The following is a 24577-nucleotide window of genomic DNA, read 5'->3' on the forward strand; positions in this document are numbered from 1 at the left end:
GGATCTGGCAACCTGAAAAAGGAGTGAACCATGAAGATTCGTGCCATGACCTATGCCATCGTTGTCGCCGCCAGCCTGGGCGGAGCCGGCGCCGCCTGGGCCCAATCCGCCAGTCCGACGACGCCGTCCACCGCGCCGAATGACGGCACGGCGGTGCCGCCGAACCGGCCGGTCCCTCCGGGCCAGGCCGCGCCCGCGCCCAACGCCGCGCCCAACAGCACCAGCACGCCGCCCAACCTGGACAAGAATATGGCGCCGTCCAGCGACAAGCGCAGCGGTGAAATGCCGCGGCGCCATCCGGAGGCCAACGACAATGTGCCGCGCACGCCGGCGGCCGGCGCCACGCCCGCGCCGGGATATCCCAACACGGGTGGCAGCAAGTAAGTGAAAGGGGCGCGGCGTCGATGACGTCGCGCCTGTCCGCGGTCAGTGCTCGCGCCGCAATTCGGCCGGCGGGAGCCGCAACTGGCCGCGGTATTTCGAGACCGTGCGACGGGCCAGGACGATGCCGTTGGCAGCCAGTTGCTGGGCCAGGGCCACGTCCGAGAGGGGCATGGCCGGATCCTCGGCCTCGATCAATTCCTTGATCAGCGCGCGCACGGCCGCGGCCGAGCAGGTGCCGCCCGAATCGGTGGGCAACTCACGCGAAAAGAAATGACGGAACTCGAATACGCCGCGCGGGGTCACCATGTATTTGCCGGTGGTGGCGCGCGACACCGTGGACTCGTGCATGTCCAGGTCGTCGGCCACTTCCTTGAGCATCAGCGGGCGCAGCGCCACTTCCCCGTATTCGAAGAAAGTCTGCTGGCGCTTGACGATGGCTTCCGCCACGCGCTGGATGGTGGTGTAGCGCTGCTCCACATTGCGGACCAGCCAGCGCGCCTCCTGCAGCTCCTGCGCCATCGGGCTGCGGTCGTCGAGCCGCGCGCGCCGGAACAGGTCGGCGTAGACCTGGTGCAGCCGCGCCTGGGGCATGGCGCCCCGGTTCGGCACCACGCGCCAGCGGGAGCGCCATTTGTCGACGAAGACATCGGGCACCACGTACGCGGGGGCCTGGGCGTCGTAGCGGCGTCCAGGCTTGGGATCCAGGTTGCGGATCAACGCGCAGGCCTCGCGCAGCGCGTCGTCGGCGCAATTGAGCGCGCGCCGCAGGCCGGCTGCGTCGTTCTTGGCCAGCCGGTCGATGTGCTCGTGCACGATGCGAAGCGCCAGGGCGCGTATGGGCGGGTTGATGCCGGGGGCCGCCTCCAATTGCAGCGCCAGGCATTCCGGCAGGTCGCGCGCGGCCAGGCCCGGCGCATCCAGTTGCTGCACCAGGCGCAGGGCGGTCAGCCACTCTTCCTCCTCGGGAGGCGGGGCGAAGTCCTGGCTGAGGCTGCCGCACAGTTCGGCCAGCGGCGTGCGCAGGTAGCCGTCTTCGTCGAGCGAATCGATGATGAACTCGGCCAGCAGCCGGTCGCGAGGTTCGAGCCGGTAGTTGCCCAGCTCCAGGGAGAGTTTCTCGCGCATGGAGACGGGAGCGCTGGCCCATTGGCCCAAGTCGTGGTCCTCGCCGTCGCTGCGTGGCGCGGTCGGATAGTCGCCCGCGTATTCCGGCGTGGCCGGGGGCTCCGCCGGCGTCTCCACGGCGTTGGCCGCCGCAGGCTCCGCTGGCGGGCCGGACGGCGGTTCCAGGGGAGGAACAGGCTCGATGCCCCCGGCCGGGTCCGGCGCTTGCTCGTCCACTTCCTCGAGGAAGGGGTTGCTCGCCAGGGCCAGTTCGACCGCGGTGGTGAATTCGAGCGCCGACATTTGCAGCAGCTTGACCGACTGTTGCAGCCGGGGGGCCAAGGTCATCTGCTGGCGCAGGCGCAGTTCTTGCATCGGGTGTCCCAAGGGAGTCTCCTGCCATGTGGCTGTCGGGGCGACGGTATATCCCTGGATATATGCAAAGATCATGCCCGCTTGGCGCGCGGGCGACGGGCATGCCCGGGCGGGCAATGGCGCGGGCCAGGATTACAAGGAGACGTAAATATTGCCTTGGGGGGCGTTGCCGCCAGGGACGGCCGCCGGGCAGGCGAGGATCCGCCGGCGCCCGCGAGGGCGGGTTCAGGCCGCGGCGGGGCCGCCCGCGCTTTTTTCGTAGACGTCCAGGCGGTTGTAGAGGGTCTTCAGGCTGACGCCAAGGGTTTCGGCCGTAAGGCGCTTATCGCCGCCGTGATGGGCCAGCGTGGCGAGGATGAAGTCGCGTTGCGCGTTGCCCAGCTCGGTGCCGACCGGCACGTTCAAGGCGCCGTCCTTGAACTCGGCGTGCGGCGCGACGCGCGGGCGCGGCAGGTCGATGTCGAGCTGTTCGTCGCCCAGGATGTAGGCGCGCTGCACGGTGTTGCGAAGTTCGCGCACGTTGCCCGGCCAGTCATGGCGCGCGATCGCCTGCAGCATGCGGGGCGAGAAGGCCTTGCGGGTATTGTGGCGCGTGTTCAATTCGGTCAGGAATTCCCGCGCCAGGACGACCGCGTCGCCGTCGCGTTCGCGCAGCGGCGGCACCCGCAGCGGGATCACCAGCAGCCGATGCAGAAAGTCCTGGCGCAGCCGGCCGTCGGCCACCGACTCCGCGGGGTCCCGGTTGCTGGCGCAGAGAATGCGCGCGTTGGCGCGCAGCAGGTCCGAGCCGCCGACGCGTTGATAGGTGCCGGTTTCCAGCACGCGCAGGAAATGCACCTGCATGTCGAGCGGCATTTCAGTCACTTCGTCCAGGAACAGCGTGCCGCCGCTGGCCGATTCGAAATAACCCGCGTTCTGCGCAAGCGCGCCGGTGAAGCTGCCCTTTTCGTGACCGAATAATTCCGCATGCGCGAGCGACCCGCTGATGGCGCCGCAGTTGACGGCGACGAACGGCTGGTCGCGGCGCGCACTGGCCGCGTGGATTGCCTGCGCCACCACTTCTTTGCCGGCGCCGCTTTCGCCCACGATGAAAACGCTGGCATCGGTTTCGGCGGCCAGGCGCACCTGGGTGGCCAGTTTCTGCATGATGGGGGAAAGACTGGAAGCATTCATTGTCTGGCCATGGTAGTGGTTGCCCCGGTACGCGGATGCGACCAGTTGCAAGTAATCGAAAATGTTGGTCTTTTCTATCGAATAATTACTTCAATCTGCTGCGACTTGGCTATGCTCAGGGATGGCCCCACAGGCGCCGGGCGCTGTTGCCCGAGCCACGGCTCCAGGAGATGCCATGCCCCACTTGCTGATCGTCGATGATGACGATGCCATCCGCGAAACCCTGGCCGAACTCGGCCGGGACAACGGCTTCACCGTAGCGCTGGCCGCCAGCGTCAAGGATGCGTTGATCCAGCTCGAGCGCCAGTCGCCCGACCTGGTGCTGACGGATGTGCGCCTGCCCGGGGGCAGCGGCATGGACATCTTCAAGAGTGTGGCCACGGCCAGCGCCGAGGTGGTGGTGATGACCGGCCACGGCACGGTCGACAATGCGGTGCAGGCCCTGCGCCTGGGTGCCACGGACTACCTGGTCAAGCCGATCTGCATGGAGCGCCTGAACGGCATCCTGGCCCGCATCATGGCCAATGCCGGCGGCGAGCTGCCGGGCAGGCCCTTCGAGGAGCCGGGACGTTTCGGCAAGATGTACGGCGCGTCGGCCCCGATGCGCGAGCTGTATCGCCAGATCGGCCGGGTGGCGCCCACCGACGTGACGGTGCTGCTGGTGGGCGAGAGCGGCACGGGCAAGGAGCTGGCCGCGCATGCGGTGCACGAGCTTAGCGCGCGCCGCCAGCGTCCCTTCATTGCGGTCAACTGCGGCGCCATTTCGCCCAACCTGATCGAGAGCGAGATGTTCGGCCATGAGCGCGGCAGCTTCACCGGCGCGGACCGCCAGCACAAGGGCTATTTCGAGCGAGCCGACGGCGGCACGCTGTTCCTGGACGAAGTGACCGAGATGCCGCTGGACCTGCAGGTCAAGCTGCTGCGCGTGCTCGAGACGGGGCAATTCATGCGGGTCGGCACGCATCGCGAAATCGCCTGCGACATCCGCATCGTCGCCGCCACCAATCGCAATCCCGAGCAGGCGGTGCAGGAGGGCAAGCTGCGCGAAGACCTGTATTACCGCTTGAACGTGTTCCCGCTCGAGCTGCCGGCACTGCGCGAACGCGGCGACGATATCCTGTTGCTCGCCGATCGCTTCCTGCAGGCGCAGAACGAGGAAAGCGGGCGGACCAAGGCGTTCTCGGCGCGGGCGGCCACGGCAATGGCTCAGTATGAATGGCCGGGCAACGTCCGCGAATTGAAGAACTTCGTGCGTCGCGCCTTCATCATGGCCGAAGGCGACGAGCTGGACGCGGACATGCTGACGCCGCAGGTCTCGCCAGGCGGCGAGATGCGCGGCGGACAGGTCACCGTGCCGGTGGGAGAAACGCTGGCGGAAGCCGACCGCCGCCTGATCCTTGCGACGCTCGAGCGTTGCAAGGGCGTGAAGAAACAGGCGGCGGCGGTGCTGGGTATCAGCCCCAAGACCTTGTACAACCGCCTCGAGGAATATGCGGCGGCCGGTTATGCGTTGCCGGGAGAGGAGCCGGGAAGCGCGCATTGACGTCCGCCTCCATCGCTTACTTGCCGTAGCGGGTCTTCAAGTCGGCCATGCAGGCGTCCTTGGCGTTGCCGGACATGGCGTCGCATTTCTCCTTGCCGACCTTGTAGTCGGCATCGTTGCGTGTCTTGGCCGCGTCGTGGTTGGCTTCGGCCTTTTCCTTGGCGGCCTTGGCGTCGGCCTTGGCTTTATCGCGCGTGGCTTCCGCCTGCTTCTGGCAGACATCCTTCTGATTGCCCTTCATGGCGTCGCACTGCTTCTTGTCCATCTTGTATTGATTGTCGATCTGTTCGCTGGTGCGCACGGGCGTGGTCTGCGCGGCCGCGGGCAACGCGAGCGCCGACAGGCACAGGGCGGCGGCGGGCGCGAATCTCATGGACAGGCGGATCTTGGACAGATTCATGGATGACTCCTTGGAGTAAGGGGGCCGGGATGGCCGCCCCGTTTCCGCTGAGCAAGCGGCGTGCCCGCGCGCTGGCAGGCACGCCGCTTGCTCGGGATTGCCACGATTGCCTTCAGGAGACCGCCATGAGCAAGCACGACAGCATCCCGTCCGACGTCCAGCGCGATCGGCAGGCGCCCGCCACCGAGGCAGGCGCCGGGGCGGGCGGCAAGGCCAACACGCCGCAGAGCGACAGCGAGGCCGCCCGCCGCAGCGGCCAGTTCGGCGCGGATGGGCCTGGCGGCGCCACGCCGCCCAAGCCCCGCCGCGGCGCTGACGCGCAGCCGCACCCGCAAGGCCCCGAGTACGAGGAGGGAGGCCGCTATCCCGGCACGCGCGAGCCGGGAAAAGGGCGCTGATGCGCCTCAGTCCGCCTCGGCGCCGAGGCGGAACAGCAGCACCACGCAATGCAGCGCCGCCAACCCGACCAGGCCATACGCGACGCGCGCGGCCACTGCCCAGGGCAGCAGCCGCGCGAACAGGTCCAGGTTGACCGCCGCGATCAGTCCGGTGTTCAAGCCACCGGCCACCAGCGCAACGAGGGCGACCCAATCCAGGGATCCGAGGCCACGCCGGACATCGGTCCCCGGTTGCGCGTCCTCTGGCCGGCCGGCGGGATGCGCTTCATCGTTGTCGCTCAAGGTGTGCATGTCTCTCCCTCCTGTGGCGGCAGCGCACTGCCGCGCGTGGGTGCCGCGCGTTTCAATTGCAGGCCGGTTTTGGGAGGACTCCCGCCGTCGGGTCGTGCTCCCGGCGCAGCAAGTGACGTGCCCGCGTGCCGGAGGCAGGCATGGCAGTTGCTGCCTTGGCCGCAACGTCCTTGAAGCCCAGGAGATTGCCATGTCCTTGATCGTCGCCGCCCGTTTCCAGACTTTTGACGAAGCCCGCGAGGCCGCGCAGCGCCTGGGCCGCGAGGGATTCGATGAGGGCGATATCCATACGTTCTACATCAATACGGCCGGAGAACATGCGCGCTACCCGCTTGGCGGAGACCGCGTGGCGGATCCGGACGCGCGCGGCGCCCACATCGGCGCGCTGGCGGGAGCGGCGCTGGTGGGGATTGTGCTGGCGTTGGCGGGCGGGCTGGTGGCGTTGTGGGCCGGCGCGGCCATGCTGGTGGTGGCCGCGGCGGCCGGCGTCGGCGCTTACGTAGGCGCCCTGGGCGGGGCCTTGTGGATGGCGGGCAGGCGGCAACGCCGGCCCGCGGCCGCGGCCCCCCAGGCTCATCCGCCGTTGCGGCAGGCTGGGGTGATGCTGGCGCTGCCGGTCGCGCCGGAGCGGGAGTCGGCGGCGCGGCGCGTGCTGCGCGAAGCGGGGGGACACGACATCGAGCGGGCCCAGGGGCGATGGCTGGACGGCAAATGGGAAGACTTCGACCCGCTCAAGCCGCCCCGTCATGTCGAGGCGCCTTCCGTGACGCCATGAACCGCCATGAATCGCCATGAAGCGCCCGTGGGGCGGGTAAGGAGAAGGTCATGAACCAGAGGACTTTGTGGCAAGGGCTGGTGGCGGCCTGCCTGTTTTCGCTGTTGGCCGCGCCGCTGGCCGCGCGCGCGGCAGCCGTGTCGCCGGCGGACAGCCATTTCCTGCAGGCGGCCGCGGCGGTCGACGCATTCCAGGTCGAGGCGGCGAAACTGGCTGGCGAACGCGCTGGCAGCACCGAGGTCCACACGTTTGCCGCCAAGATGCAGGCTCGCTACGCGGAGCTGGACCGCGAACTGCGGCAACTCGCGGATGACAGGAAGGTGGCGTTGCCGGGCAAGGCGGAGCCGTCCGACCAACGCACGCTGGAGGCGCTTGCGGGCAAGACCGGCCCGGCATTCGACGCGTTGTATGTCGAGCAGGTGGCGCTGCAGGCCCACGAAAAGGCCGAGAAGCTCTACCGCGCCGCGGCCGGGCAGGACGGCGACGCGAAAATCCGCGAGTTTGCCGCGCGCCACGTGTCCACCCTCGGCGACCACCTTGCGCTGGCGCGTGCGCTCAAGCGCGACCCGGCCGCCAACCCGGAGCGGATGCCGCCCGCGACGCCCGGCGAACCGCCGCCGGTGTCGCCCGCGGAACGAGCCGCGCCGGCCTCGGTGGCCCCCGGGAAATAGCGCCCCGCGGGCGGGTGGGCGTCAGTCGCCCGCGCTGCCCGTGATCGGCAGCACGATGCCGGTGATGTAGCTGGCGCAGGCGGGCGAGGCCAGGAAGACATAGGCGGGCGAGATTTCCTCCGGCTGGGCGGGCCGGCCGAGATCCGTATTCTTGCCGAATGACTTGATGGCTTCGGCGTCCCTGTCGGCCGGGTTCAAGGGGGTCCATACCGGACCCGGCGCGACGGCGTTGACGCGGATGCCCTGCGGCGCCAGGTTGGACGCCAGCGCCCGGGTGAAGGCGTGGATGGCGCCCTTGCTGGTGGAGTAGTCAAGCAATCCGCCGCTGCCGCGCAGCCCGGTCACGGACCCCGTGTTGATGATGGCGGCCCCGGGTTGCAGGTACGCCAATGCGGCGCGCGCCATGTAGAAATAGCCATGGATGTTGGTGCGCAGGGTCTTGTCCCACTTCTCATCGCTGATGTCCTGCAGCCGGTCGTCATGCTGCTGGTAGGCCGCGTTGTTCACCAGCACGTCGAGCCGGCCAAAGGCCTGCGCCGCCTGTTCCACGGCGCGCGTGCAGAAGGCGGATTCACGCACGTCGCCGGGCAGCAGCAGGCATCGCCGGCCTTCGGCCTCGACCGCGCGCTGCGTTTCACGGGCGTCTTCGTGCTCATCCAGATAGACCACCGCCACGTCCGCGCCTTCTCGCGCGAACAGCACGCTGACGGCGCGGCCGATGCCGGAATCACCGCCGGTGACGATGGCCGCCATGCCCGACAGCTTGCCGCTGCCACGATAGTCGGGCGCCTGGTACTGCGGCCGTAGCGCCATGTCGGCCTCCATGCCGGGCTTCGGCAAATGCTGGCCAGGCATGGGCGGGGTTGGGTGGGGCCGCGCGCCGGTCGCTGCCTTGTCGGATTGGGTCATGCCGGTCTCCCTCGAAGTAACGGACGCGGTTGCGTCCTCGAAGGAGTCCAAGCAACTGTTGTGCCCGCCCGCGCGTTCCGGGGCCGCACCGGTCGGATGCGCCTGAGGCTATTGGCGGCCGACCACAACGCCGAACAGGAAAGCGGCGCCCGCCACCAGGCCGATCGCCTGCCATGGGCGCGCATGGATGTACTGCTCGGTGCAGTCGATGGTCTCGCGCACCATGTCCTGGGCGCTGTCGGAGGCATCGCGCAGGCTGTGGCGCGTGTCGCGCAATTGCTCGGCCAGGCGGGCCTTGAGCGCCTCCAGATCGGTGGCCGAGGCGTCGCTCAAAGTGGCCTCGAGGTCGTCGATCCAACTTTCAGGGTGGCGCCGCCGGCGGCGCGCGCCGCGATCGTCAGGACCGTTCTCGGGGAAATCCGAAGGCAGGGGCGTATGGGTATTGGCCATGGGAAAACTCCAGAAGTGAATGTTCGTTTTACCGGGGAACCGCCGTTCCTGCGCGGGTTGCCACATCCGCTTGCAATTTGGGCGGGCGATGCGCAGTGTCCGGCTCAACCATGCCGTAGCATGGATCTACATACATCGGAATCATTGGGAGCGCGCAGATGACATCCTCCAGACCTTCCGGCCGCAAGGCGGCAACCACCCCGGCAGAGCATGACGGCGCCAAAGTGCTGCCACCGCGAGGGCCGGTCGATGTGCCGCGACAGCCGGCCAAGCCCACCGCGTCCACGCCGGACGAAGCGGCGCGCGATGGCCGCCGGGTGGCCGACGACAAGACCGAATCGAATTGGGCCGACAACGCCAAGCCGCAACCTCGCGCCAAGAACGCCCGTTCCTCGATTCTGTGAAGGCCCGCGGCATTCGTCATGGCGTGGTCCGCAGGAACGCCAGCAGGCGGCGCTCGTCGGCATCCAGGCCGCGCGGGCCGGGCGGCGCCGGCGCCTTGGGCGGCAGCTTTCCGGCCAGGTAGGCCTCGATAATGGAGGGATGCACGTAGCAGGCGCGGCAGACCGCGGGCGTATTGGCCAGCCGCTGCGCCACCTGCCGGATCACGTCGACGACTTCCTGCCGCGCCTGCCGCTCGTCGACGTAGGGGCGGGCCTGCAGCGCCGCGAACGCCAGCGCCGAGCCGGCCCAGGTGCGGTAATGCTTGGCGGTGAAATCGGCCGCGCCGGCCTCGCGCAGGTACGCGTTCACCGCCTCCGAATCGATGCCGTGGGCGCTGCCGTCGGCGTCCAGGTACTGGAACAATTGCTGGCCTGGAATGTCCAGGCAGCGCTTGATGATCCGCGCGATGCGCCGGTCCCTGACCGTGACATCGTGCGCGACGCCGCTCTTGCCGCGGAAACGGAATCGCAACTGGTCGCCGCTGACGTGCGCGTGCCGCCGTGTCAGCGTGGTCAGGCCATAGGATTTGTTGGTGCGGGCGTATTCACGGTAGCCGATGCGGATCAGCGTGTCTTCCAGCAGTTGCACCACGACCGCCACCACTTTGGCCCGAGGCAGGCCCGGCGCCTGCAGGTCCCGTCGCACCTGGCGCCGGATGCGGGGTAGCCGGGCGCCGAATTCGCTCAGGCTCTGGTATTTGTCGGCATCGCGCAGACGCGCCCAGGCGGGATGGTAGCGGTATTGCTTGCGGCCGCGGGCGTCACGGCCGGTGGCCTGGAGGTGGCCGCGCGGGTCGGGGCAGATCCACACATCCTCATAGGCGGGCGGGATCGCCAGCGCGCGGATGCGGGCCAGTTCCGCGGCGCGGCGGATGCGCCTGCCCGCGGTATCCAGGTAATGGAAGGTCGTGCCATTGACCCGCACCCGGGAATAGCCCGGCGTGGTGTCGTCCAGGTAGATCAGCGCGTCGTCGGCGGCGCTGGCCGTCGGCTGCGGGTTGCGGTTTGCCATCTTTCCTCCAGCAATCGGCGCCAGCGCCGGAGCAAATGCCGTGCCCGGCTTGCGCCTGGCCGGATTGCTCCCTCCATTGCCCCCGCCATGCGCGGGCACGCCACTTGCTGTCCCGGTCCTTGCCACAGACAGGGAGTTTCGAATGACCAAGACATTGCAGGATTTCAACGTCGCCATCCTGGTGGTGGATGGCTTTGAACAGGTGGAACTGACCGAGCCGCGCGACGCGCTGCAGCAGCAGGGCGCGCGCACGGTGGTCGTGTCGGCCCGCCGCGGGCCCGTACAGGGGATGCACCATCACGACAAGGGCGAGTCGGTCGAGGCCGACCTGATGTTTGCCGAGGCCCAGCCGGAGCGGTTCGACGCCGTGCTGCTGCCGGGCGGCGTGGTCAACGCCGACGAGATCCGCCTGCATCCCGAGGCGCGCGCCTTCGTGCGCGCCATGCATGAGGCCGGCAAGCCTGTGGCGGTGATCTGCCATGGCGCCTGGCTGCTGATTTCCGCAGGACTGGTCAAGGGACGCAAGCTGACCAGTTGGCCCTCGTTGGCCGACGACCTGCGCAACGCCGGCGCGGAGTGGGTCGATCAGGAAGTGGTAGTGGATGGCCGCTGGATCAGCAGCCGCAAGCCGGACGACATCCCCGCATTCAACCGCGAGCTGTCGCGTGTTTTCGCGCTGACGCGCCAGTGAGCGTCAGCGCATCGGGCAAGGGGCGAACCGGGGAATTCCGGCCGCGCGCCAAGCAACATTTTTACAGGAGCAAGCCATGCCTTACCTTCAGCACTTGCACGTTCCGCCCAAGCCGGAGCCGATCCCGCCGGGGTCGCCACCGGGTGACCTGCCGGTCGATCCCGATACCGACGAGCCCGAAGTGGACCTGCCGCCGCTCGAGCCGTCCCATCCCGCAAAGACGCGTCGGACGATCCACTGATTGCCCTCTTGCCTGCGCATCAACCAAGAACAAACGGAGCCATCATGTCTACCATTCTGTTGATCATCCTGATCCTGCTGCTGATCGGCGCGGTGCCCGCCTGGCCATATAGCCGCGGGTGGGGCTATTACCCCAGCGGCCTGCTGGGCATCGTGCTCGTGGTGCTGATCGTGCTGCTGCTGACAGGGCGCATATAGCGCGGGGCCGGGCCGGATCGCGAGGACCGCCCGGCCGAACGCGCAGCCGGTCCGCACCGCCGCGCGGCGGTGGTTCAGGCGGGTTGCCGCGCCGCGTGCCGGCGCTTCAGGCGTGCTCTTGCGCCGCGCGAGCGCGCGCCTGAGCGGCCTGCCGGCCACGGTGCCGCAATCGGCGGCGGCTGACCCAGATGACCAGCCCGGTGACAAAGAACAGCAGCGGCAGCAGGCCGAGGACGGCCGTCAGGATGCGGGTCGGCAGGCCATAGAGACTGCCGGAATGCAGCGGGAACATCACCGCCAGGAAACGCTGGGCAGTCGTGCCTGATATCGGGTCGGCGCGCGACAGCAGTTCGCCGCCGCGCATCGCCAGGAACAGACGCAACGTGCCGACCGGCTGCCAGTCGTCGGCACGGCGCACCCGTGCCTGGTAGACGCCGCGCGCCGGGTCGCGGCGCAGCATGACCAGCGTGGCGTCCGCCGGCGCCAGGGCGCGCGCCTTGGCGCCGGCGCCATCCCAACCGATTTCGGATTCGCCCGCGGCCAGCGGCGCCTGTGTGGCGGCGCGCGCGTCGGCGGGCAGGGTCGCGACGCTGGCGACCAGTTGCCGGCCCAGTTGCGGCAGGCCCATGAAGAAGCCGCTGCCGGCCACCACCAGCAGGAACAGCGCCGATACCAGCCCCGCGGCGCGATGCAGTTCGTAGCTGGTGCGGAAGGCGCCGACGCCCCGCGTGACCGTGACCGAGCGGCGCCAGTGACCGGGTCGCGGCCATGCCAGGTAGATGCCGGCCAGCAGCAATGCCACCCAGACGACGGCGAGCCAGCCCAGCACTTCACGACCGGTCTTGCCTTGCAGCAGGGTCATGTGCCAGCGCAACAGCAGCGGCATCAGGTGGGCGCGGTCCAGCGTGACCGCATCGCGGTCGCGGCTGGCCAGCAACAGGCCGGAACAGGCGTCCACGCCGGCTTCGTTGTCGGCGGTGGACGCGTGCTTGAATTGCACCCGATAACTGTCGGCCGGCGCCTGGGGCAGGGTGACGGCGGCGATCGTGGCGCCGGGCCAGGCCTGCTCGACCGCGCGGGCCGCGGCCGAAGGCGGCAGCGGCGCGGCGCAGACGCCCGCGGCGTTGCGCAGCATGGCGCTGTTCAGCCAGCCGTCAAGCTCGTGGTCGAAGGTCAGCAGGCTGCCGCTCAGACCCGCCAGCACCAGCACGCTTCCCAGGATCAGCCCTGTCCAGCGGTGCAGGAATGACACGGCGGAGCGCAGGGACTTGCGGAGCTTGGCTTTCATGGGGCGTTCAATGGCGGCGACGGCGGGTGGCGCGCAATTGTACCGAGGCGTAATATCTGGCGGCGCTTTTTTGGCGCCATTGCAGTTTCACCGCCTCCGAGCCGTAGCGACATGAAGATCCCCCTGTTGATATTGATTGAAAGCGTGCATGATTTCCTGCCGGTCATCGAAGACCGCGGCTTTCGCTGCATTCTTGCCACCACGTCCGAACAGCGCGCCCAGGCCATCCGCGACCACGCCGACGAGATCCGCGTGGTGCTGACGCGGGGCGCCACCGGCTTTTACGCCGAGGAGATGGCGGCCCTGCCCAGGCTCGAGCTGATCTGTTCGCTGGGGGTCGGCTTCGAGAACATCGACCTGGCCGCCGCCCGCGCGCGCGGCGTGCGGGTGACGCATGGCCCCGGCGCCAATGCCACCTCGGTGGCCGATCACGCCATGGCGCTGCTGCTGGGCGCCGCCCGTCACCTGCCGCAGGCCGACGCCTGGGTGCGGCAGGGGCACTGGAATGGCTTCATGGGGCCGCAGGTCTCGGGCAAGCGCCTGGGCATCGTGGGCCTGGGCACCATCGGCCAGGAGATCGCCAAGCGCGGCGCCCACGGCTTCGGCATGACGGTCGGCTACTACAACCGGCGGCCGCGCCCCGAGAGCGGCTACACCTATTACGACAGCGCGCTGGCGCTGGCCGAGGCCAGCGACTTCCTGGTGGTGGCGACGCCGGGCGGCGCCGACACGCGGCACCTGGTGAACGCGGCCGTGCTCGAGGCGCTGGGACCGCAGGGCTATCTGGTGAACATCGCGCGCGGCAGCGTGGTCGACACCGAGGCGTTGATCGCCGCCTTGGCCGGCCGCCGCATCGCGGGCGCCGGGCTGGACGTGGTCGAAGGCGAACCGGTGGTGCCACCGGCGCTGCTGAAGCTGGACAACGTGGTATTGACCCCTCACAGCGCGGGGCGCTCGCCGGAAGCGGTGTCGGCGACGGTGGCGCTGTTCCTGGAGAACGCCACCGCGCATTTCGCCGGCAAGCCGGTGCTGACGCCGGTGCCGCAGCAGGGCTGAGGCGCCGACGGCATCGGGCGATGGTCAGTGCGAGAACATGATCGGCACGGTCATGGTCCTGAGGATCGACGCCGTGGCGCCGCCCATCGCCCATTCGCGGAACTTGCTGTGGCCGTAGGCGCCCATCACGATCAGGTCGGCGCTGTAGTCGGCGGCGGCGTTCAGGATGGTGCTGCCCACGCCGACGCCCTTGACGTCGCGGCGGACGTGGTCCGGCGCCGGCATGCCCTGGGCGATGCAGTAGGTGGCCAGATCCTCGAATGGCACGGCCTCGTCATCGCGGGTGGCGGCGCCCTCATCCATGGTCAGCACCACCAGGTGCGAGGCCAGGCGCAGTAGCGGCGCCGCGTCCGCCAGCGCGCGGGCGGCTTCGCGGCTGCCGTCCCAGCAATAGAGCACGCGTTCGCCCACCACCGGGAAATCGCCGCTGGACGGCACCACCAGCACGGGACGGCCGACGGTCAGCAATGTCTGTTCGACGAATTCATTTTCGTGCACGGCCTCGACGTCTTCGCGGTTCTGCTGGCTGACCACCAGCAGGTCGCTGGTGCGGCCCAGCCGCGCCATGCTGGCGCTTGGGGAGCTGGCGCCGGCGCGGACCGCGGCCGGCACGTCGGCCGCCGCCGCGGTTTCCAGGAAGGCGGTCTGCACCGCGCCGCGGTTCTGCGCCTGCAGGTCGCGCATCACGTTGAGCGTTTTCGACATCAGCACCGATTCGCCGTAGTAATACTGCGGCGGGGCGGAGCTGGCATAGATGCCGACCAGCTCGGCCTGGTGGCGCTTGGCCAGGGCCAGCGCCACCCGGGTGCGGCGGGGGCAATCGAATCCGTGGTCCAGGTGGACGGAAATGCGGCGATACATGGCGGCCTCCTTTTGAGCGCGGTAGGTCTCCATCGTTGCGCGTTCCGGGCATTCGGCCCTTGATGCGCGTCAAGCGCCCCGCAGTTTCGCGGGGTTGCCGCAAGCGGCCGCGGGTCGTCAGCTCTGCTGCACGCGGTCGCGCAATTGGCGCACCTGCCGCGCCTGTTGGGCGATGCGGTCGAGCGGCCCGGCCAGCGCCGGCGCGGCCGCGTTGACGGCGGCCGGCACCGCCAACTGGCGCAGTTCGACCACGGGGGCCGGCTCCTGCGGATGCAGCGCGTGCGCCAGCGCCAGCCCGTAGTCGCGCAGGGCCGGCGCTGCCTCGCTGTCCGGCGGCAGCGGCGGCTGGATCTCCAGCACGGTGCCGGCGGCGGTGACGCGGCGCATCGCGTTCAGCAGGTTGACCGCGGTGTCCACCTTGCGGTCGCGGTGCACGGGATTCTGTTGCAGCCGCTGCAATGCCGCTTCGGCGTTGTCGGCGGCCAGGCAGGCCTGGCGGCGCAGGCCGACGATGTCGGCCGCGGGGGCCGCGCCGCTCTTGTCGGCCGTCAGCGCCCGCGCATAGTCGGCATGGCGTTCCAGCGCGCGGCTCAGGGCGCCGGCCAATTGGCGCGGTTCCTTTTCGGGCCACACCAGAAAGCCCACCAGCAGGGCCAGCACGCCGCCGAGCACGCTGTTGAAGGCGCGCAGCGCAGCCAGCATCGGCTCATAGATGTCGGGCTGCTGGATGTGGCTGACCAGCACGAACTGCGACGTCAGGAAAAAGGTGAACAAGGCGTAGTGGATGGTGCGGGCCGCGAACGTGCCGAGCGCGATCGGCAGCACCGCCAGGGCCACCGACAGCGGGGTGCTCAGCAGCAGGCCCAGCAGCGAGGCGCCGACAGCGCCGGCGACGCTGCCGATCACGCGTTCGACCGTGCGTTGCCAGGTGGTGGCGAAGTAGGGTTGCAGGATGAACACCAGCGTCAACGACATCCAGTAGCCGTGGTTGACCGCGAAGGTCTTGGACAACGCCACCGCGATGGTGGCGCCGATGCCCACGCGCAGGGCGTGGCGAAACGCGTCCGACTCGAACCGCAGGTTTTGCCGCAGGCTGCGCCAGGCCTGCCGCGCCGTCGAATCGGCGCGCGCGGCCAGCGCGGGCGTGGCGGGCGTGCCATCCTGGTCGAACAGGGCCTGCATGATCGCCTGGGCGGTCTGCTGCAGGCGGTCCAGCACCGGCACCATGGTTGCCAGGTCGGGCGCATAGGCCATGGCGGCGCCGCGCAGCTCGTGCAGGCCGGCGCCGAAATGCGCCAGCCGCTCGCGCAGGCACTCGGCCTGCCTGGGGTCGCTGACGTCCGAGGTGCTGGCGATGGCGTTGGCGACGCTGGCGTAGCGATGGAAGGCGTGTGACAGATTGGCGCCGGCCGCGCGGCCGAGCCAGCGCGGGGCATTCGATTCCAGCAGATCGGCCGCGGCCACCAGGGCGATGAAGCTGTCTTCGGCGCTATCGAGCAAATAGAACAATTGCTGCGCGCGGGCGCGCCGCGACGGCCGCGCATCCTGCACCTCGCGGATGCGCACGCGGGCCGCCTCGATCGCGGCGCGCACGCCGCTGCGCTGGGGACGGGTGACGGCGCTCCACGCCTGCGGCCCGGCGGCGGGCGCCAGGCCCGAATACATGCGCGCCAGCGCGTCGGCAAAGTCGGCCAGGCCCCGATAGCAGTGCGCCACCGCGTGGGTCGCGTCCTTCCAGGGACGGCGGCGCCACACCAGCGCCGTCATCAGGATGGCCCAGAGGGCGCCTGCGACGAAGAACAGCGTATATGAAAGGCTGGCGCCCAGCGTCGGCGCCGGCAGTTCGGCCGCCACCACGAAGCCGGCCGACAGCAGCGTGCCGACGATGGCCGCCGCGGGGCCCAGTACGCGCAGCAGGCCGCCGAAGGTGCAACAGACGAACGTGAGCGGCAGCAGCAGCCACAGGGTGTGCGCGCTGGCGCTGGCCAGGAAGCAGAACAGCGCGCCGATCAGGCCCAGCGCCAGCATCGACGCGGCGCGTTGGCGCAGCGGGCCGCCAGGATCGCCGAAGCAGGCCCAGAAGGCGGCTATGGCGGTCCAGCCCAGGCGCGGCTCGTGCGCCAGCACGGCCAGGATGACGGGGGCGGCGCTGATGGCGGCGGCTTGCAGGGCGTCCAGCCAGAGGACGTGGCGCAATGAAACGCGCCAGCGGGAGAGCAGGGTAGTCAAGCGAAAACGGGGTGGAAATAAAGGCCGGAACGGCGGGAAAGCCGCAACGCTACCATGTCGACAAGGACAAACAACACCGATTAATAGGAGCGTCCGAAAAATGCGGTGTTCATGAATCTGAATGACCCGAATACTACTGGTTACATATGTGTGACTTTGGCGCCGCAAGCGTGCAAAATACCCTGGAGTAAATGCGCAAAATCGCATAAAAAAACATTGGCGATCGACTACGCTGGGTAAGTACACAAGGCAGTAAGAAGCAAGGCAGCAAGATACTCCTGCAGGCCGACTGTGAATACTCATGTCCAACGTGCCCCGCTCTGCGCCCGGACAGCGCAGGCCGTACTCCGGGGGGCTTAAGGAGCGAACATGACGCCAACCCACGAGGCTTCCACAAGCTCGGTGGTGAGCGACGACGAAGTCGCTGCCATGATTACCGGCAAGGAAGGGCTGCGGGTGCTGTTGCAACCGCAGGTCGACCTGTTGACGGGCCGCATCGTATCGGCCGAGGCGCTGGCGCGCTGGCAGCATCCGCAACTGGGCGTGGTCATGCCCGCTGAGTTCATTCCCGCCGTCAACCGGCTGGGGCTGGACCGGATCCTGTTCGAGCGCGTGGCGCAGCGCGTGATCGACATGCTGCAGAACATGCGGCGCATCGGCATGGCGATTCCCATTGCCATCAATGCCCCTGCCTCGACCCTGTCCGACGAACGCGCGGTCGATTTCCTGCTCGACCGCATCCATGTGGCCGAGCTGCCGGCGTCGCTGCTGCGCGTCGAACTGACCGAAGACCAGCCGATCAGGGAACTGGAAGCCCTGCGCGCCACGCTGGAACGGCTGGAACAGGCCGGCTGCGAGGTCAGCCTGGACGATTTCGGCACCGGCCACGCCTCGTTGAAACTGCTGTCGGCGATTCCCTTGTCGGAGGTCAAGATCGACCAGTACTTCGTGACGCGCATGCGCCGCAGCGCGGTTGCCTTCGAGGTGCTGCGCACCGCGGCCGAACTGGCCACCCGGATGGGCTGGCGGGTGGTGGCCGAAGGGGTCGAGAACGTGGCCGACGTGCCGGCGTTGCGGGCCGCGGGCTGTCGCTATGGCCAGGGCTACGCGCTGGGCCGGCCGATGCCGCTGGATGACCTGATGATGCGGCTGCGCGTCCAGCGCGACCGCGGCGAACCGCTGGCGGCGCCCGCCAGCTACGCTTCCGCCTGGCTCGACGCCTTCGATCCGCAGGACGCCGAGAGCGGCCTGCCGGCGCACGTCACCACGCAATAGCCGCGCTTTTTTACTTCCCGCGCCCCGAAATTACCGGTGCCGTATCACGCGTCTCAGGTCCGCGCGCCCCGCGCCTTGGCGGGCACGGCAGTTGCTGGGCAATTCCTCGCGGAATGGTTCCGCTTGCGAGGAGATTTGTCATGGCAAACCCCAATCAGTCCGGCCAGCAGCCCGGTCAGCAACAGCAGCCGCAAAAGCAGCAATCGCAGGAAAACCCGAAGGACCGCAGCCAGCCGGGTCAGCAACAACCCGGCCAGGGTGGCCAGCAGATGGACAAGGACCGCAATCCGGGGCAGCAGCCGGGGCAGTCCGGGCAGCGCTCGCAGACGCAGCGCTGATGCGTTGACGGGCCGCTAGCCGGCCCGCGATCCAGCCGCCCGCGCCGGCAGGCGCAGGGCGGATGCGGCGACGCCCGCGCCAGGAAACCCGGCGCGGGCGTCGCCGCATCCGCCCTGGCGGACCCTTGATCGCGCCGCACCGGTGCCGCCGTATGCCTTGCGCCCCGGCGCGGGGATCGCTAAGGTGCCAGGCTGGGCCGCCAGAAGGCCCGCCGGGAAGCCGCCGCGTTCCGGCGCATCGTCAACAGGACCATCCATGGGTAACGCCTCCGCCACGCCACGCCGTTCGTTCGCGCGCAAGCTCCTGGTCGCGCTGGTGCTCGGGGCGTTGCTGCTGGGCGCCGCTGCCTCGATCGGCATGCGCTTCATCGAGCGGCACGTCGCCGGCCTGCTGGGACCGCGTGCGCAGGTGGCGGATGTGCGGCTGGGGTTCGACGCGGTGGTGCTGACGGACGTGAAGATCGCGGGCGCCGAAGGCGTCGCGCCCGCCAGCGCGCAGCGCGTGGTGGCCGAGCCCGACTGGGGCTCGCTGCTGCGGCGCCAGCCCGTTTTCCGCAAGATCACCATCGAGGGATTCGATTTCGCGGTGCTGCGCAGCGCCGACGGCGACATGCAGATATCGCCGGCCCTGCAGGCGGCCTTGCGCGAGGCGGATGGCGACGGCGGCCGGGCGCGCGACAAGGGCCCGATCCGGGTCGACGATATCGTCCTCGATGGCGGCCGGCTGGACTTCATCGACTCGGCCATCGCCAAGCCGCCGCACCGCATTCCGTTCGAGAACGTGTCGGCGCGCCTGCATCCGCTGGTGCTGCCGGCCGATGGCCAGCAGAGCCAGATGGAATTCAAGGGATCGGTGCGCGACAACCGCAGCGGCGCGGCCACGGTGCAGGCGCGCGGTTCGCTGGCGGTGGGCGACAGCGACGCGGACATGACGGTCGCGGTGCGCAACATGGACATCCGCTATGCCGCGCCATACCTGGCCGAGAACGGCGCCGGATCGCTGGCCGGCGGCGCGATGGACCTGGACATGCGCACCACCGTCGCCAAGCGGCAGTTGAACGCGTCGGGCGTGGTGGCGTTGCACGATCTGAAGTTCAGCGGCGACGGTTCGCTGTTTTCGCTGCCGCGCAAGGCGGTGCTGGCCGCGCTGGAAGACCGCAAGGGCACGCTGCGCATGGAGTTCAAGCTGGCCGGCAGCCTCGACAATCCGAAGTTCTCGGCCTCGCGGGGTTTCGCGGCCCAGATCGCGCGCGGCTTCGGCCGCGCGATCGGCGTGGGGGCCGAGGGCGCGGCCGGCGGCGTGGCCGGCGCCGTGAAAGACCTGGGCGACGCGATCTCCGACCTGCTCACCCAGTGAGTCAGAAGCGGTAGTTGGCGCTCAGCTCGACGCGCCTGCCTTCGCCTAGCAGCCATTGCGTCTGGTTGTAGTAGGCGGTCTCGGCGTACTGGCGGTCGAACACGTTGAACGCGCGCAATGCCAGCGTCAGGTCACGCCGCGGCTCCCATTGCAGGGTCAGGTTGGTGGTGGTGTAGCCCGCCAATTCGAGCCGGTTGGCGGCATCCGCGAAGCGGCGGCCGACATAGCGCAGGCCGGCGCTGGCGGTCCATTGCGGCGCGAATTTCCAACTGACCCAGGCATTGGCCACGCGTTCCGGCACGTCGGTGGGAACGTTGCCGGCGCGCGATACCGCCACGCCGTTGGCCGATTCGCTGAAGTCGTCGTAGCGCGCCCGCAGCACGGCCGCGTTCAGGTCCACGCGCCAGGCCGGCGTCAATTCCACGCCCAGCGTCGCCTCCAGGCCGCGCGACGACTGCTCGCCGACCTGGATGCGCAGTGTCGGATCGTTGGGATCGCGCGTCACCAGATTGTCCTTGCGGATGTGGTACGCCGCCAGCGTCCATTGGCCCTTTTCGTCCCAGAAGGTCTGCTTCACGCCGACTTCGATCTGGCGGCCCTTGGACAGCTTGAAGTCCTTGTTGGCCGGCGACAGCAGCAGCAGGCTGCCGATCGGGTCGGCGGCCTCGGCGTACTGGCCGTAGACGGACAGCGTGGGCAGCAGGTCGTAGACGGTCCCGATGCGCCAGCCGACATTGTTGAAGGTGGTGTCGAACGCGGTCTGGTCGGCCACCAGGTCACGTCGTTTCAGGTCGATGTGGTCATAGCGCACGCCCGCCAGCACCGACCAGCGGGAGGTCAGCATGAGGCGGTTCTCCGCGAACAGCGCGTACTGGTCGGCGCTGTTGCGATAGCGCGGCGAGGTGCCGGCGACGTTGATGAAACGGCCGTGATCGACGTCGTACGGGTCCACCAGCGAGGTGCCGGAATACGGCGAATTGTTGGTGTGCTTGAACGTGGCGTGGTTCAGCTCGAAGCCCAGCGCCACCTTGTTGGCCAGGCCGAACAGGTGGCCGTCGAAGGACGCATCGGTGACATTGCCGACCTGTTGCTGGTCGTGGCGGATGTCGGTGTAGGCGCTGCGCTGGATCAGGCCGCTGGCCGGCTGCCAGGTGTAGTTTTCGGCGTCGCGGTAGTCGCGGTCGCTGCCGATGTAGTAGACGCGGCTGCGCACCAGCGTGGCCGGGTTCGGCGACCACTCCGCCTTCAGGTCGGTGCGGCTGTCGCGGTAGATGATCTTGCTGTCGGCCACGTTGTAGTTCTGGCGCCGCAGGTCGTAGTCGATCTTGCCGGCGATCAGCGGCGTGCCGAAGTAGCGCGTTGGCTCCTGCCAGGCATAGGCCTGGGTCAGCGTGACGTTCAGCTCCGGCGACACGTCCAGCCGCAACGCCGCGGTGACCGCGAGGTCGCGCGCGTCGCCCAGGCTGATGCCCGAGTCGCTGTGGTTGCCGCTGATGTCGAGCCGGTATGACCACTTGTCATCCAGCGCGCCGCCGCTGCCGAAGCCCAGCCTCTGGGTGTCGTGGGTGCCGATGGTGGTCTGGATCTCGTTCTCGATCGGGCCGCGGGTGGGTTTTTTCGGGATGACGTTGACCACGCCGCCGATGGCGCCTTCGCCGTACAGCACCGACGCCGGGCCGCGCAGGACTTCGATGCGCTCGACCGCCCAGGGATCATAGAGGAACGTCTGGCCGACGCCGCCGAACTGGCGCACGCCGTCGAACAACTGGGCCACCGAGTTCGAATCGGTGAAGCCGCGCGATGACAACGACGAGCCGCCATTGCCAGGATGGCGCATGGCGCTGACGCCGGCTGCCTGGGTGATGGCGTCGGTGACGTTGACCGCGCCGCGCGCGCGCAACTGCTCGTTGCTGATAACGTCGATGCTGGCGGGAGTATCAAACGGCCGCAGGCCCAGCAGGGTGCCGGTGTTGGCCTGTTCCAGCAGGGTGGCCAGGGGCGTGTCGCCCGCGACCGAGATCGCCGGCAGCGTGGCGACGCCGGGCGCCTTGGGGGCAGCCAGGGTGGAAGCAACCTGCGCATGCAGCGCGGGCGTGAAGGCGAGCGCGGTCCAGACGGCCACGCGCCAGGGCAGGACGCGGCGCGTCCTGGCGGAAATAGAAACCATGGGAATTCCCGGTAAGCCAAGAAAGCCGCGCAAGGCGCGGCGGAACGATCAGCGGGGTACCGGGGGCAGGGGCGGGGCGCGGGCGCCGAGCGGCGGGCCGGGCGGGGATCCTTCGTGGATCGCGGGAGGCGCGCGCGCCGCCAGCGGATGCATCATGACCGCGCCGACGGCGAGCAGCGGCGCGGCCGCCGATGGCAGGGCCACCGCCGCCAGCATCGCGCCCACGGGGCAGGCGGCGGCCTGGGCCGCGTGGCGTTCGTCGGGCGCGTCGCTGTGCCTGGACGGACCGGCCACCCAGATGGTGCCGGCGGCCGAGCACAGTTGGATCAGCGTGCCGCGCTGCTGGGTCGCGGGCATGAATCCCGGCGGCACCAAAGCCTTGAGCGCGAACAGCGCCAGCACCAGCCAGAGGCAGGCGGCGTTGCGAGCGAGGGACGGGAGCGGGCGGCGCATGATCGGCGCCCATTCTAGAGTGTTTTGGCGCCGCGCCGCTAGACCGTGCGCGCGGCCCAGAAGGCGGTGCGGATGCCCGGCGCGGCGGCGATCCGGGCGGTGACGCGGTCCAGGTCCAGTTCGTCCACCGAGGCTTCGCTCAACGCCGCCTCGATCTCGACCTCGTTCTCGCCGAACTGGTCGATCTTCAGTTCGGACAGGGGCAGTTGCTCGTCCTCGAGCACGTCTTCCAGCACGGTCATGGCGGCCTGGCGCTGGTCGACGTGGGCGATGACGTGGATCACGGTCGTGACTTCGGTGGTCTGCGCGTCGACGGGCTGGCGGTTTACGTACGAGACCAGCGGCCGCAGCAGCGTATTGGCGGCGAGCACGAACACGGTGGCCGCGATTGCCTCCAGGATCAGCGAGGCGCCGGCGCAGGCGCCGATGGCGGCCGAGCCCCACAGCGTGGCCGCGGTGTTCAGGCCGCGGATGCTGCCGCCTTCGCGCATGATGGCGCCGGCGCCCAGGAAGCCGACGCCGGACACCACGTAGGAAATCACGCGCGCGCCGCCGTCGGGGCCGCCGACGCGAAAGGCCATGTCGACGAAGATGGCGGCGCCCACCGCCACCAGGGCGTTGGTGCGCAGGCCGGCGGTGCGCTGGCGGTACTGGCGTTCGAAGCCGACGATGGAGCCGAGCACGAAGGCCACCGCCAGGCTGATGAGGGTGTTGGCCAGCGGGAGGAGCTGGATGTTCTCGAAGTTCTTCATGTTGTTGTTCTCGTGTTCAGCATGCGGGTCGCCCCGGCCCCGGCGGCTTCACCGGGCCGGGGCGGTCGCGGCGGGCCTCGGCCTCAGGGCATTTGCCAGACGGAGGCGGCGGTCAGTATGAAAGCCAGCAGCCAGAGCAGCAGCAGGGCTGCCACCCGGGCGACGAGGAGGCATTTGTACGGGTCTTTCATGACAGTCTCCTTTCCGCGGCTCAGGCCGGCAGCACCGCGATGCGGGCGCCGCCTTCGTTTTCCCAGTGCACGCGGCGCACGTCAGGGCTCTGGCCCAGGCGCAGGGCGATGGCGCTGAGCAGGCCGCGCAGTTGGGGCGGGCATTGCAGCGTGACGGTGGTGCTGGCGAGCTGGCCGGCTTCCTGGCGCGAGATGCGCACGTTCACGACCCGCAGGTTCAGGGCCTGCAGCTCGTAGTACAACTGCTTGCGCAGCGCGTTCAGGGTGTCGGCGAGGCTGACGATGGTGAACTGATAGGTCGGGGCGGCGGCCGGGGTGTGCGCGGCCGCGTCGGCGCCGCGCACGGCGGCGGCGCCATCCAGGAAGGGGAGGAGTTTCTTGATGCGCATGGTCGTCTCCGGGCGGGAGTACGGTGGAAGGTCCACATGCATGCGCCGCTCGCCGGGCGCGGGGCGGGCGCAACAAAGCCCGCGTATCGCGTCGGTAAGTCGGTATCGGGAGGGCCGAGGCCGGGGTAGCGCGAGGCTGCCGGGCCAATAGCCGTGTCCTGGCTTTACGCAGGACTCGGCAGAAAACTCTGCGGATCCTGCGTCAAGCGGCGCAAGCAGTCGTGTATCGACTACATCCGTCGTTGTCCACAATGATCTCGGGGTGGTTGATGGTGCGGCAATTATATGAAGGGATTAGGGAAAACACCAAGTAAAAAAACAGACTTGATGAATATTCATATGCAATGGAACGCATCCCGCGCGCCACGGGGCGGCCAGGCGAAAGCGAGGTTGGACGCAAGGCCTCGGAGGGCGGCGCCGCGGGCAGGGCGCCGCCCTCCGAGACCGTGGCCGGATCAGCGCGTGCCCGCGTAGTACTGGCCCAGCGCCTCGATCTCGCTGTCGGTCAGCCGCTGCGCGAAGGCGCGCATCACGCCGACATCGTCGTTCTGCCGCGAACCGTTGCGAAAGGCGTTGATCTGGTCCGCGAAGTACTCCTTGGACTGGCCCGCCAAGCGCGGGAGCAACGGCCCTTCGCCGATGCCGCGCAGGCCGTGGCAATTGGCGCAGGCGGGCAAGGCGCGGCTGCCGTCGCCGGCCTGGTCGAGCTTGCGCGCCGCCTCGCCGCCGGCTTCGCCCACGTGCAGCGGCGGTCCCGCCAGGCTACCGTAATAGGCTGCCAACTGACCGATTTCCTGCTCGCTCAGGGCTTGAGCGATGGTGTTCATCAGCGGCTGCTTGCGCGTGCCTTGGCGGAAGTCCGCCAACTGCTTGGCGATGTACTCGGGCGTCAGGCCGGCGAGGTTGGGGAAGATGCCGCCGGTGGGCGTGATGCCGGCCTGGCCGTGGCAGGCGACACAGGCCTGCACGCCTGCCGCCGGCTTGCCCGCGGCGGCGAGCTGCTTGCCCTGTTCGGGGTCGGCGCCGCGAAGGTAGCCCTCCCAGGCCGGACGCGATGCGCTGAAGTCCAGCGCGCTGCGCCCGGGCACGGGCGCGGCTGGCGAGGCCGCCGAGGGGGCGGGCGCAGCGGAGGACGCCGGCGCTGCCGTGGCCGGTGTGGCCGAG

The 24577-nt window shown here is 69.2% G+C and carries 28 protein-coding genes; 13 read left to right on the forward strand and 15 right to left on the reverse strand.

Annotated elements, in window-relative coordinates:
* Positions 1-30 precede the first annotated feature (30 nt).
* On the forward strand, positions 31-384 hold the full coding sequence (locus HV783_RS04645) for a hypothetical protein (RefSeq protein ID WP_054502568.1): 354 nt from the start codon (positions 31-33) through the stop codon (positions 382-384).
* A gap of 42 nt (positions 385-426) precedes the next feature.
* Here HV783_RS04645 and HV783_RS04650 read toward each other — a convergent pair whose 3' ends face one another.
* Positions 427-1863 (reverse strand): RNA polymerase factor sigma-54, encoded by a 1437-nt coding sequence (locus HV783_RS04650; RefSeq protein ID WP_175188766.1) that lies wholly within the window; start codon positions 1861-1863, stop codon positions 427-429.
* 225 nt (positions 1864-2088) lie between these two features.
* Positions 2089-3036: a sigma-54 interaction domain-containing protein gene (locus HV783_RS04655; protein ID WP_244976932.1), complete on the reverse strand. Its 948-nt coding sequence runs from the start codon at positions 3034-3036 to the stop codon at positions 2089-2091.
* A 175-nt stretch (positions 3037-3211) separates the two neighbouring features.
* On the opposite strand from HV783_RS04655, the gene HV783_RS04660 reads away from it, so the two are divergent.
* Positions 3212-4579 carry a sigma-54-dependent transcriptional regulator gene (locus tag HV783_RS04660; RefSeq protein WP_054502565.1) on the forward strand — a complete coding sequence of 456 codons (1368 nt, stop codon included), beginning with the start codon at positions 3212-3214 and terminating at the stop codon, positions 4577-4579.
* A gap of 16 nt (positions 4580-4595) precedes the next feature.
* On the opposite strand, the gene HV783_RS04665 is transcribed toward HV783_RS04660, so the two are convergent.
* The gene (locus tag HV783_RS04665) at positions 4596-4979 is read right to left on the reverse strand and encodes a hypothetical protein (protein ID WP_081273617.1); all 384 of its coding nucleotides are present in this window, start codon (positions 4977-4979) and stop codon (positions 4596-4598) included.
* Positions 4980-5104: 125 nt separating this feature from the next.
* On the opposite strand from HV783_RS04665, the gene HV783_RS04670 reads away from it, so the two are divergent.
* Positions 5105-5377, forward strand: a complete 273-nt coding sequence (locus HV783_RS04670) for a hypothetical protein (protein ID WP_116793550.1) — start codon at positions 5105-5107, stop codon at positions 5375-5377.
* A 6-nt stretch (positions 5378-5383) separates the two neighbouring features.
* Here HV783_RS04670 and HV783_RS04675 read toward each other — a convergent pair whose 3' ends face one another.
* Complete coding sequence (locus tag HV783_RS04675; RefSeq protein ID WP_054502562.1) at positions 5384-5668, reverse strand: DUF378 domain-containing protein; 285 nt, start codon at positions 5666-5668, stop codon at positions 5384-5386.
* Between the two features lie 190 nt (positions 5669-5858).
* On the opposite strand from HV783_RS04675, the gene HV783_RS04680 reads away from it, so the two are divergent.
* Together HV783_RS04680 and HV783_RS04685 are read left to right on the forward strand one after the other, a co-directional pair.
* Complete coding sequence (locus tag HV783_RS04680; RefSeq protein ID WP_054502561.1) at positions 5859-6443, forward strand: hypothetical protein; 585 nt, start codon at positions 5859-5861, stop codon at positions 6441-6443.
* 50 nt (positions 6444-6493) lie between these two features.
* Positions 6494-7114, forward strand: a complete 621-nt coding sequence (locus HV783_RS04685; RefSeq protein ID WP_175188767.1) for a DUF4142 domain-containing protein — start codon at positions 6494-6496, stop codon at positions 7112-7114.
* A 21-nt stretch (positions 7115-7135) separates the two neighbouring features.
* On the opposite strand, the gene HV783_RS04690 is transcribed toward HV783_RS04685, so the two are convergent.
* Together HV783_RS04690 and HV783_RS04695 are read right to left on the reverse strand one after the other, a co-directional pair.
* Positions 7136-8023 carry an SDR family oxidoreductase gene (locus tag HV783_RS04690; RefSeq protein WP_054502559.1) on the reverse strand — a complete coding sequence of 296 codons (888 nt, stop codon included), beginning with the start codon at positions 8021-8023 and terminating at the stop codon, positions 7136-7138.
* Positions 8024-8131: 108 nt separating this feature from the next.
* On the reverse strand, positions 8132-8473 hold the full coding sequence (locus HV783_RS04695) for an ElaB/YgaM/YqjD family protein (RefSeq protein ID WP_054502558.1): 342 nt from the start codon (positions 8471-8473) through the stop codon (positions 8132-8134).
* Positions 8474-8631: 158 nt separating this feature from the next.
* Between HV783_RS04695 and HV783_RS04700 the strand changes: the two genes are divergently transcribed.
* A complete protein-coding gene (locus HV783_RS04700) occupies positions 8632-8877 on the forward strand; it encodes a hypothetical protein (RefSeq protein ID WP_175188768.1) in 246 nt (81 codons plus the stop codon).
* 16 nt (positions 8878-8893) lie between these two features.
* Here the strand turns inward: HV783_RS04700 and HV783_RS04705 are convergent, their stop codons facing one another.
* Complete coding sequence (locus HV783_RS04705; protein ID WP_116793460.1) at positions 8894-9928, reverse strand: DNA topoisomerase IB; 1035 nt, start codon at positions 9926-9928, stop codon at positions 8894-8896.
* 142 nt (positions 9929-10070) lie between these two features.
* Here HV783_RS04705 and HV783_RS04710 point away from each other — a divergent pair, with 142 nt between their 5' ends.
* The 3 genes from HV783_RS04710 (at position 10071) to HV783_RS04720 (ending at position 11057) form a co-directional block, all read left to right on the forward strand.
* The gene (locus HV783_RS04710) at positions 10071-10619 is read left to right on the forward strand and encodes a type 1 glutamine amidotransferase domain-containing protein (RefSeq protein WP_116793461.1); all 549 of its coding nucleotides are present in this window, start codon (positions 10071-10073) and stop codon (positions 10617-10619) included.
* A gap of 76 nt (positions 10620-10695) precedes the next feature.
* A complete protein-coding gene (locus HV783_RS04715; protein WP_162876752.1) occupies positions 10696-10860 on the forward strand; it encodes a hypothetical protein in 165 nt (54 codons plus the stop codon).
* Positions 10861-10904: 44 nt separating this feature from the next.
* Positions 10905-11057 (forward strand): DUF3309 family protein, encoded by a 153-nt coding sequence (locus HV783_RS04720; RefSeq protein ID WP_064527605.1) that lies wholly within the window; start codon positions 10905-10907, stop codon positions 11055-11057.
* A 106-nt stretch (positions 11058-11163) separates the two neighbouring features.
* Here HV783_RS04720 and HV783_RS04725 read toward each other — a convergent pair whose 3' ends face one another.
* Complete coding sequence (locus HV783_RS04725) at positions 11164-12345, reverse strand: PepSY-associated TM helix domain-containing protein (RefSeq protein WP_116793462.1); 1182 nt, start codon at positions 12343-12345, stop codon at positions 11164-11166.
* A gap of 111 nt (positions 12346-12456) precedes the next feature.
* Here HV783_RS04725 and HV783_RS04730 point away from each other — a divergent pair, with 111 nt between their 5' ends.
* Positions 12457-13401 (forward strand): 2-hydroxyacid dehydrogenase, encoded by a 945-nt coding sequence (locus HV783_RS04730; RefSeq protein WP_116793463.1) that lies wholly within the window; start codon positions 12457-12459, stop codon positions 13399-13401.
* Between the two features lie 24 nt (positions 13402-13425).
* Here HV783_RS04730 and HV783_RS04735 read toward each other — a convergent pair whose 3' ends face one another.
* Both HV783_RS04735 and HV783_RS04740 read right to left on the reverse strand, forming a co-directional pair.
* Positions 13426-14262, reverse strand: a complete 837-nt coding sequence (locus HV783_RS04735) for a universal stress protein (RefSeq protein WP_175188769.1) — start codon at positions 14260-14262, stop codon at positions 13426-13428.
* Between the two features lie 117 nt (positions 14263-14379).
* The gene (locus HV783_RS04740) at positions 14380-16458 is read right to left on the reverse strand and encodes an FUSC family protein (protein WP_254603834.1); all 2079 of its coding nucleotides are present in this window, start codon (positions 16456-16458) and stop codon (positions 14380-14382) included.
* Between the two features lie 402 nt (positions 16459-16860).
* On the opposite strand from HV783_RS04740, the gene HV783_RS04745 reads away from it, so the two are divergent.
* From HV783_RS04745 to HV783_RS04755, 3 genes are all read left to right on the forward strand, one after another.
* Positions 16861-17766, forward strand: a complete 906-nt coding sequence (locus HV783_RS04745) for an EAL domain-containing protein (RefSeq protein ID WP_054502551.1) — start codon at positions 16861-16863, stop codon at positions 17764-17766.
* Positions 17767-17906: 140 nt separating this feature from the next.
* Positions 17907-18104, forward strand: a complete 198-nt coding sequence (locus tag HV783_RS04750) for a hypothetical protein (RefSeq protein ID WP_054502550.1) — start codon at positions 17907-17909, stop codon at positions 18102-18104.
* Positions 18105-18360: 256 nt separating this feature from the next.
* Positions 18361-19461, forward strand: coding sequence for a DUF748 domain-containing protein (locus tag HV783_RS04755; RefSeq protein ID WP_175142350.1), 1101 nt, complete (start codon positions 18361-18363; stop codon positions 19459-19461).
* Position 19462: 1 nt separating this feature from the next.
* Here the strand turns inward: HV783_RS04755 and HV783_RS04760 are convergent, their stop codons facing one another.
* From HV783_RS04760 to HV783_RS04780, 5 genes are all read right to left on the reverse strand, one after another.
* Positions 19463-21628, reverse strand: a complete 2166-nt coding sequence (locus tag HV783_RS04760; RefSeq protein ID WP_175188771.1) for a TonB-dependent receptor — start codon at positions 21626-21628, stop codon at positions 19463-19465.
* A gap of 48 nt (positions 21629-21676) precedes the next feature.
* The gene (locus HV783_RS04765; protein WP_175167848.1) at positions 21677-22081 is read right to left on the reverse strand and encodes a DUF2946 family protein; all 405 of its coding nucleotides are present in this window, start codon (positions 22079-22081) and stop codon (positions 21677-21679) included.
* A gap of 38 nt (positions 22082-22119) precedes the next feature.
* Complete coding sequence (locus HV783_RS04770; RefSeq protein ID WP_054502547.1) at positions 22120-22833, reverse strand: MgtC/SapB family protein; 714 nt, start codon at positions 22831-22833, stop codon at positions 22120-22122.
* Positions 22834-23044: 211 nt separating this feature from the next.
* Positions 23045-23413 (reverse strand): hypothetical protein, encoded by a 369-nt coding sequence (locus HV783_RS04775; protein ID WP_144657278.1) that lies wholly within the window; start codon positions 23411-23413, stop codon positions 23045-23047.
* Positions 23414-23868: 455 nt separating this feature from the next.
* A partial coding sequence (locus HV783_RS04780; RefSeq protein ID WP_175188772.1) for a c-type cytochrome occupies positions 23869-24577 on the reverse strand: 709 nt, incomplete at its 5' end.

This window comes from Achromobacter dolens (assembly GCF_902859745.1).
In the GTDB taxonomy this organism is placed as follows: Bacteria; Pseudomonadota; Gammaproteobacteria; order Burkholderiales; family Burkholderiaceae_B; genus Achromobacter; species Achromobacter dolens.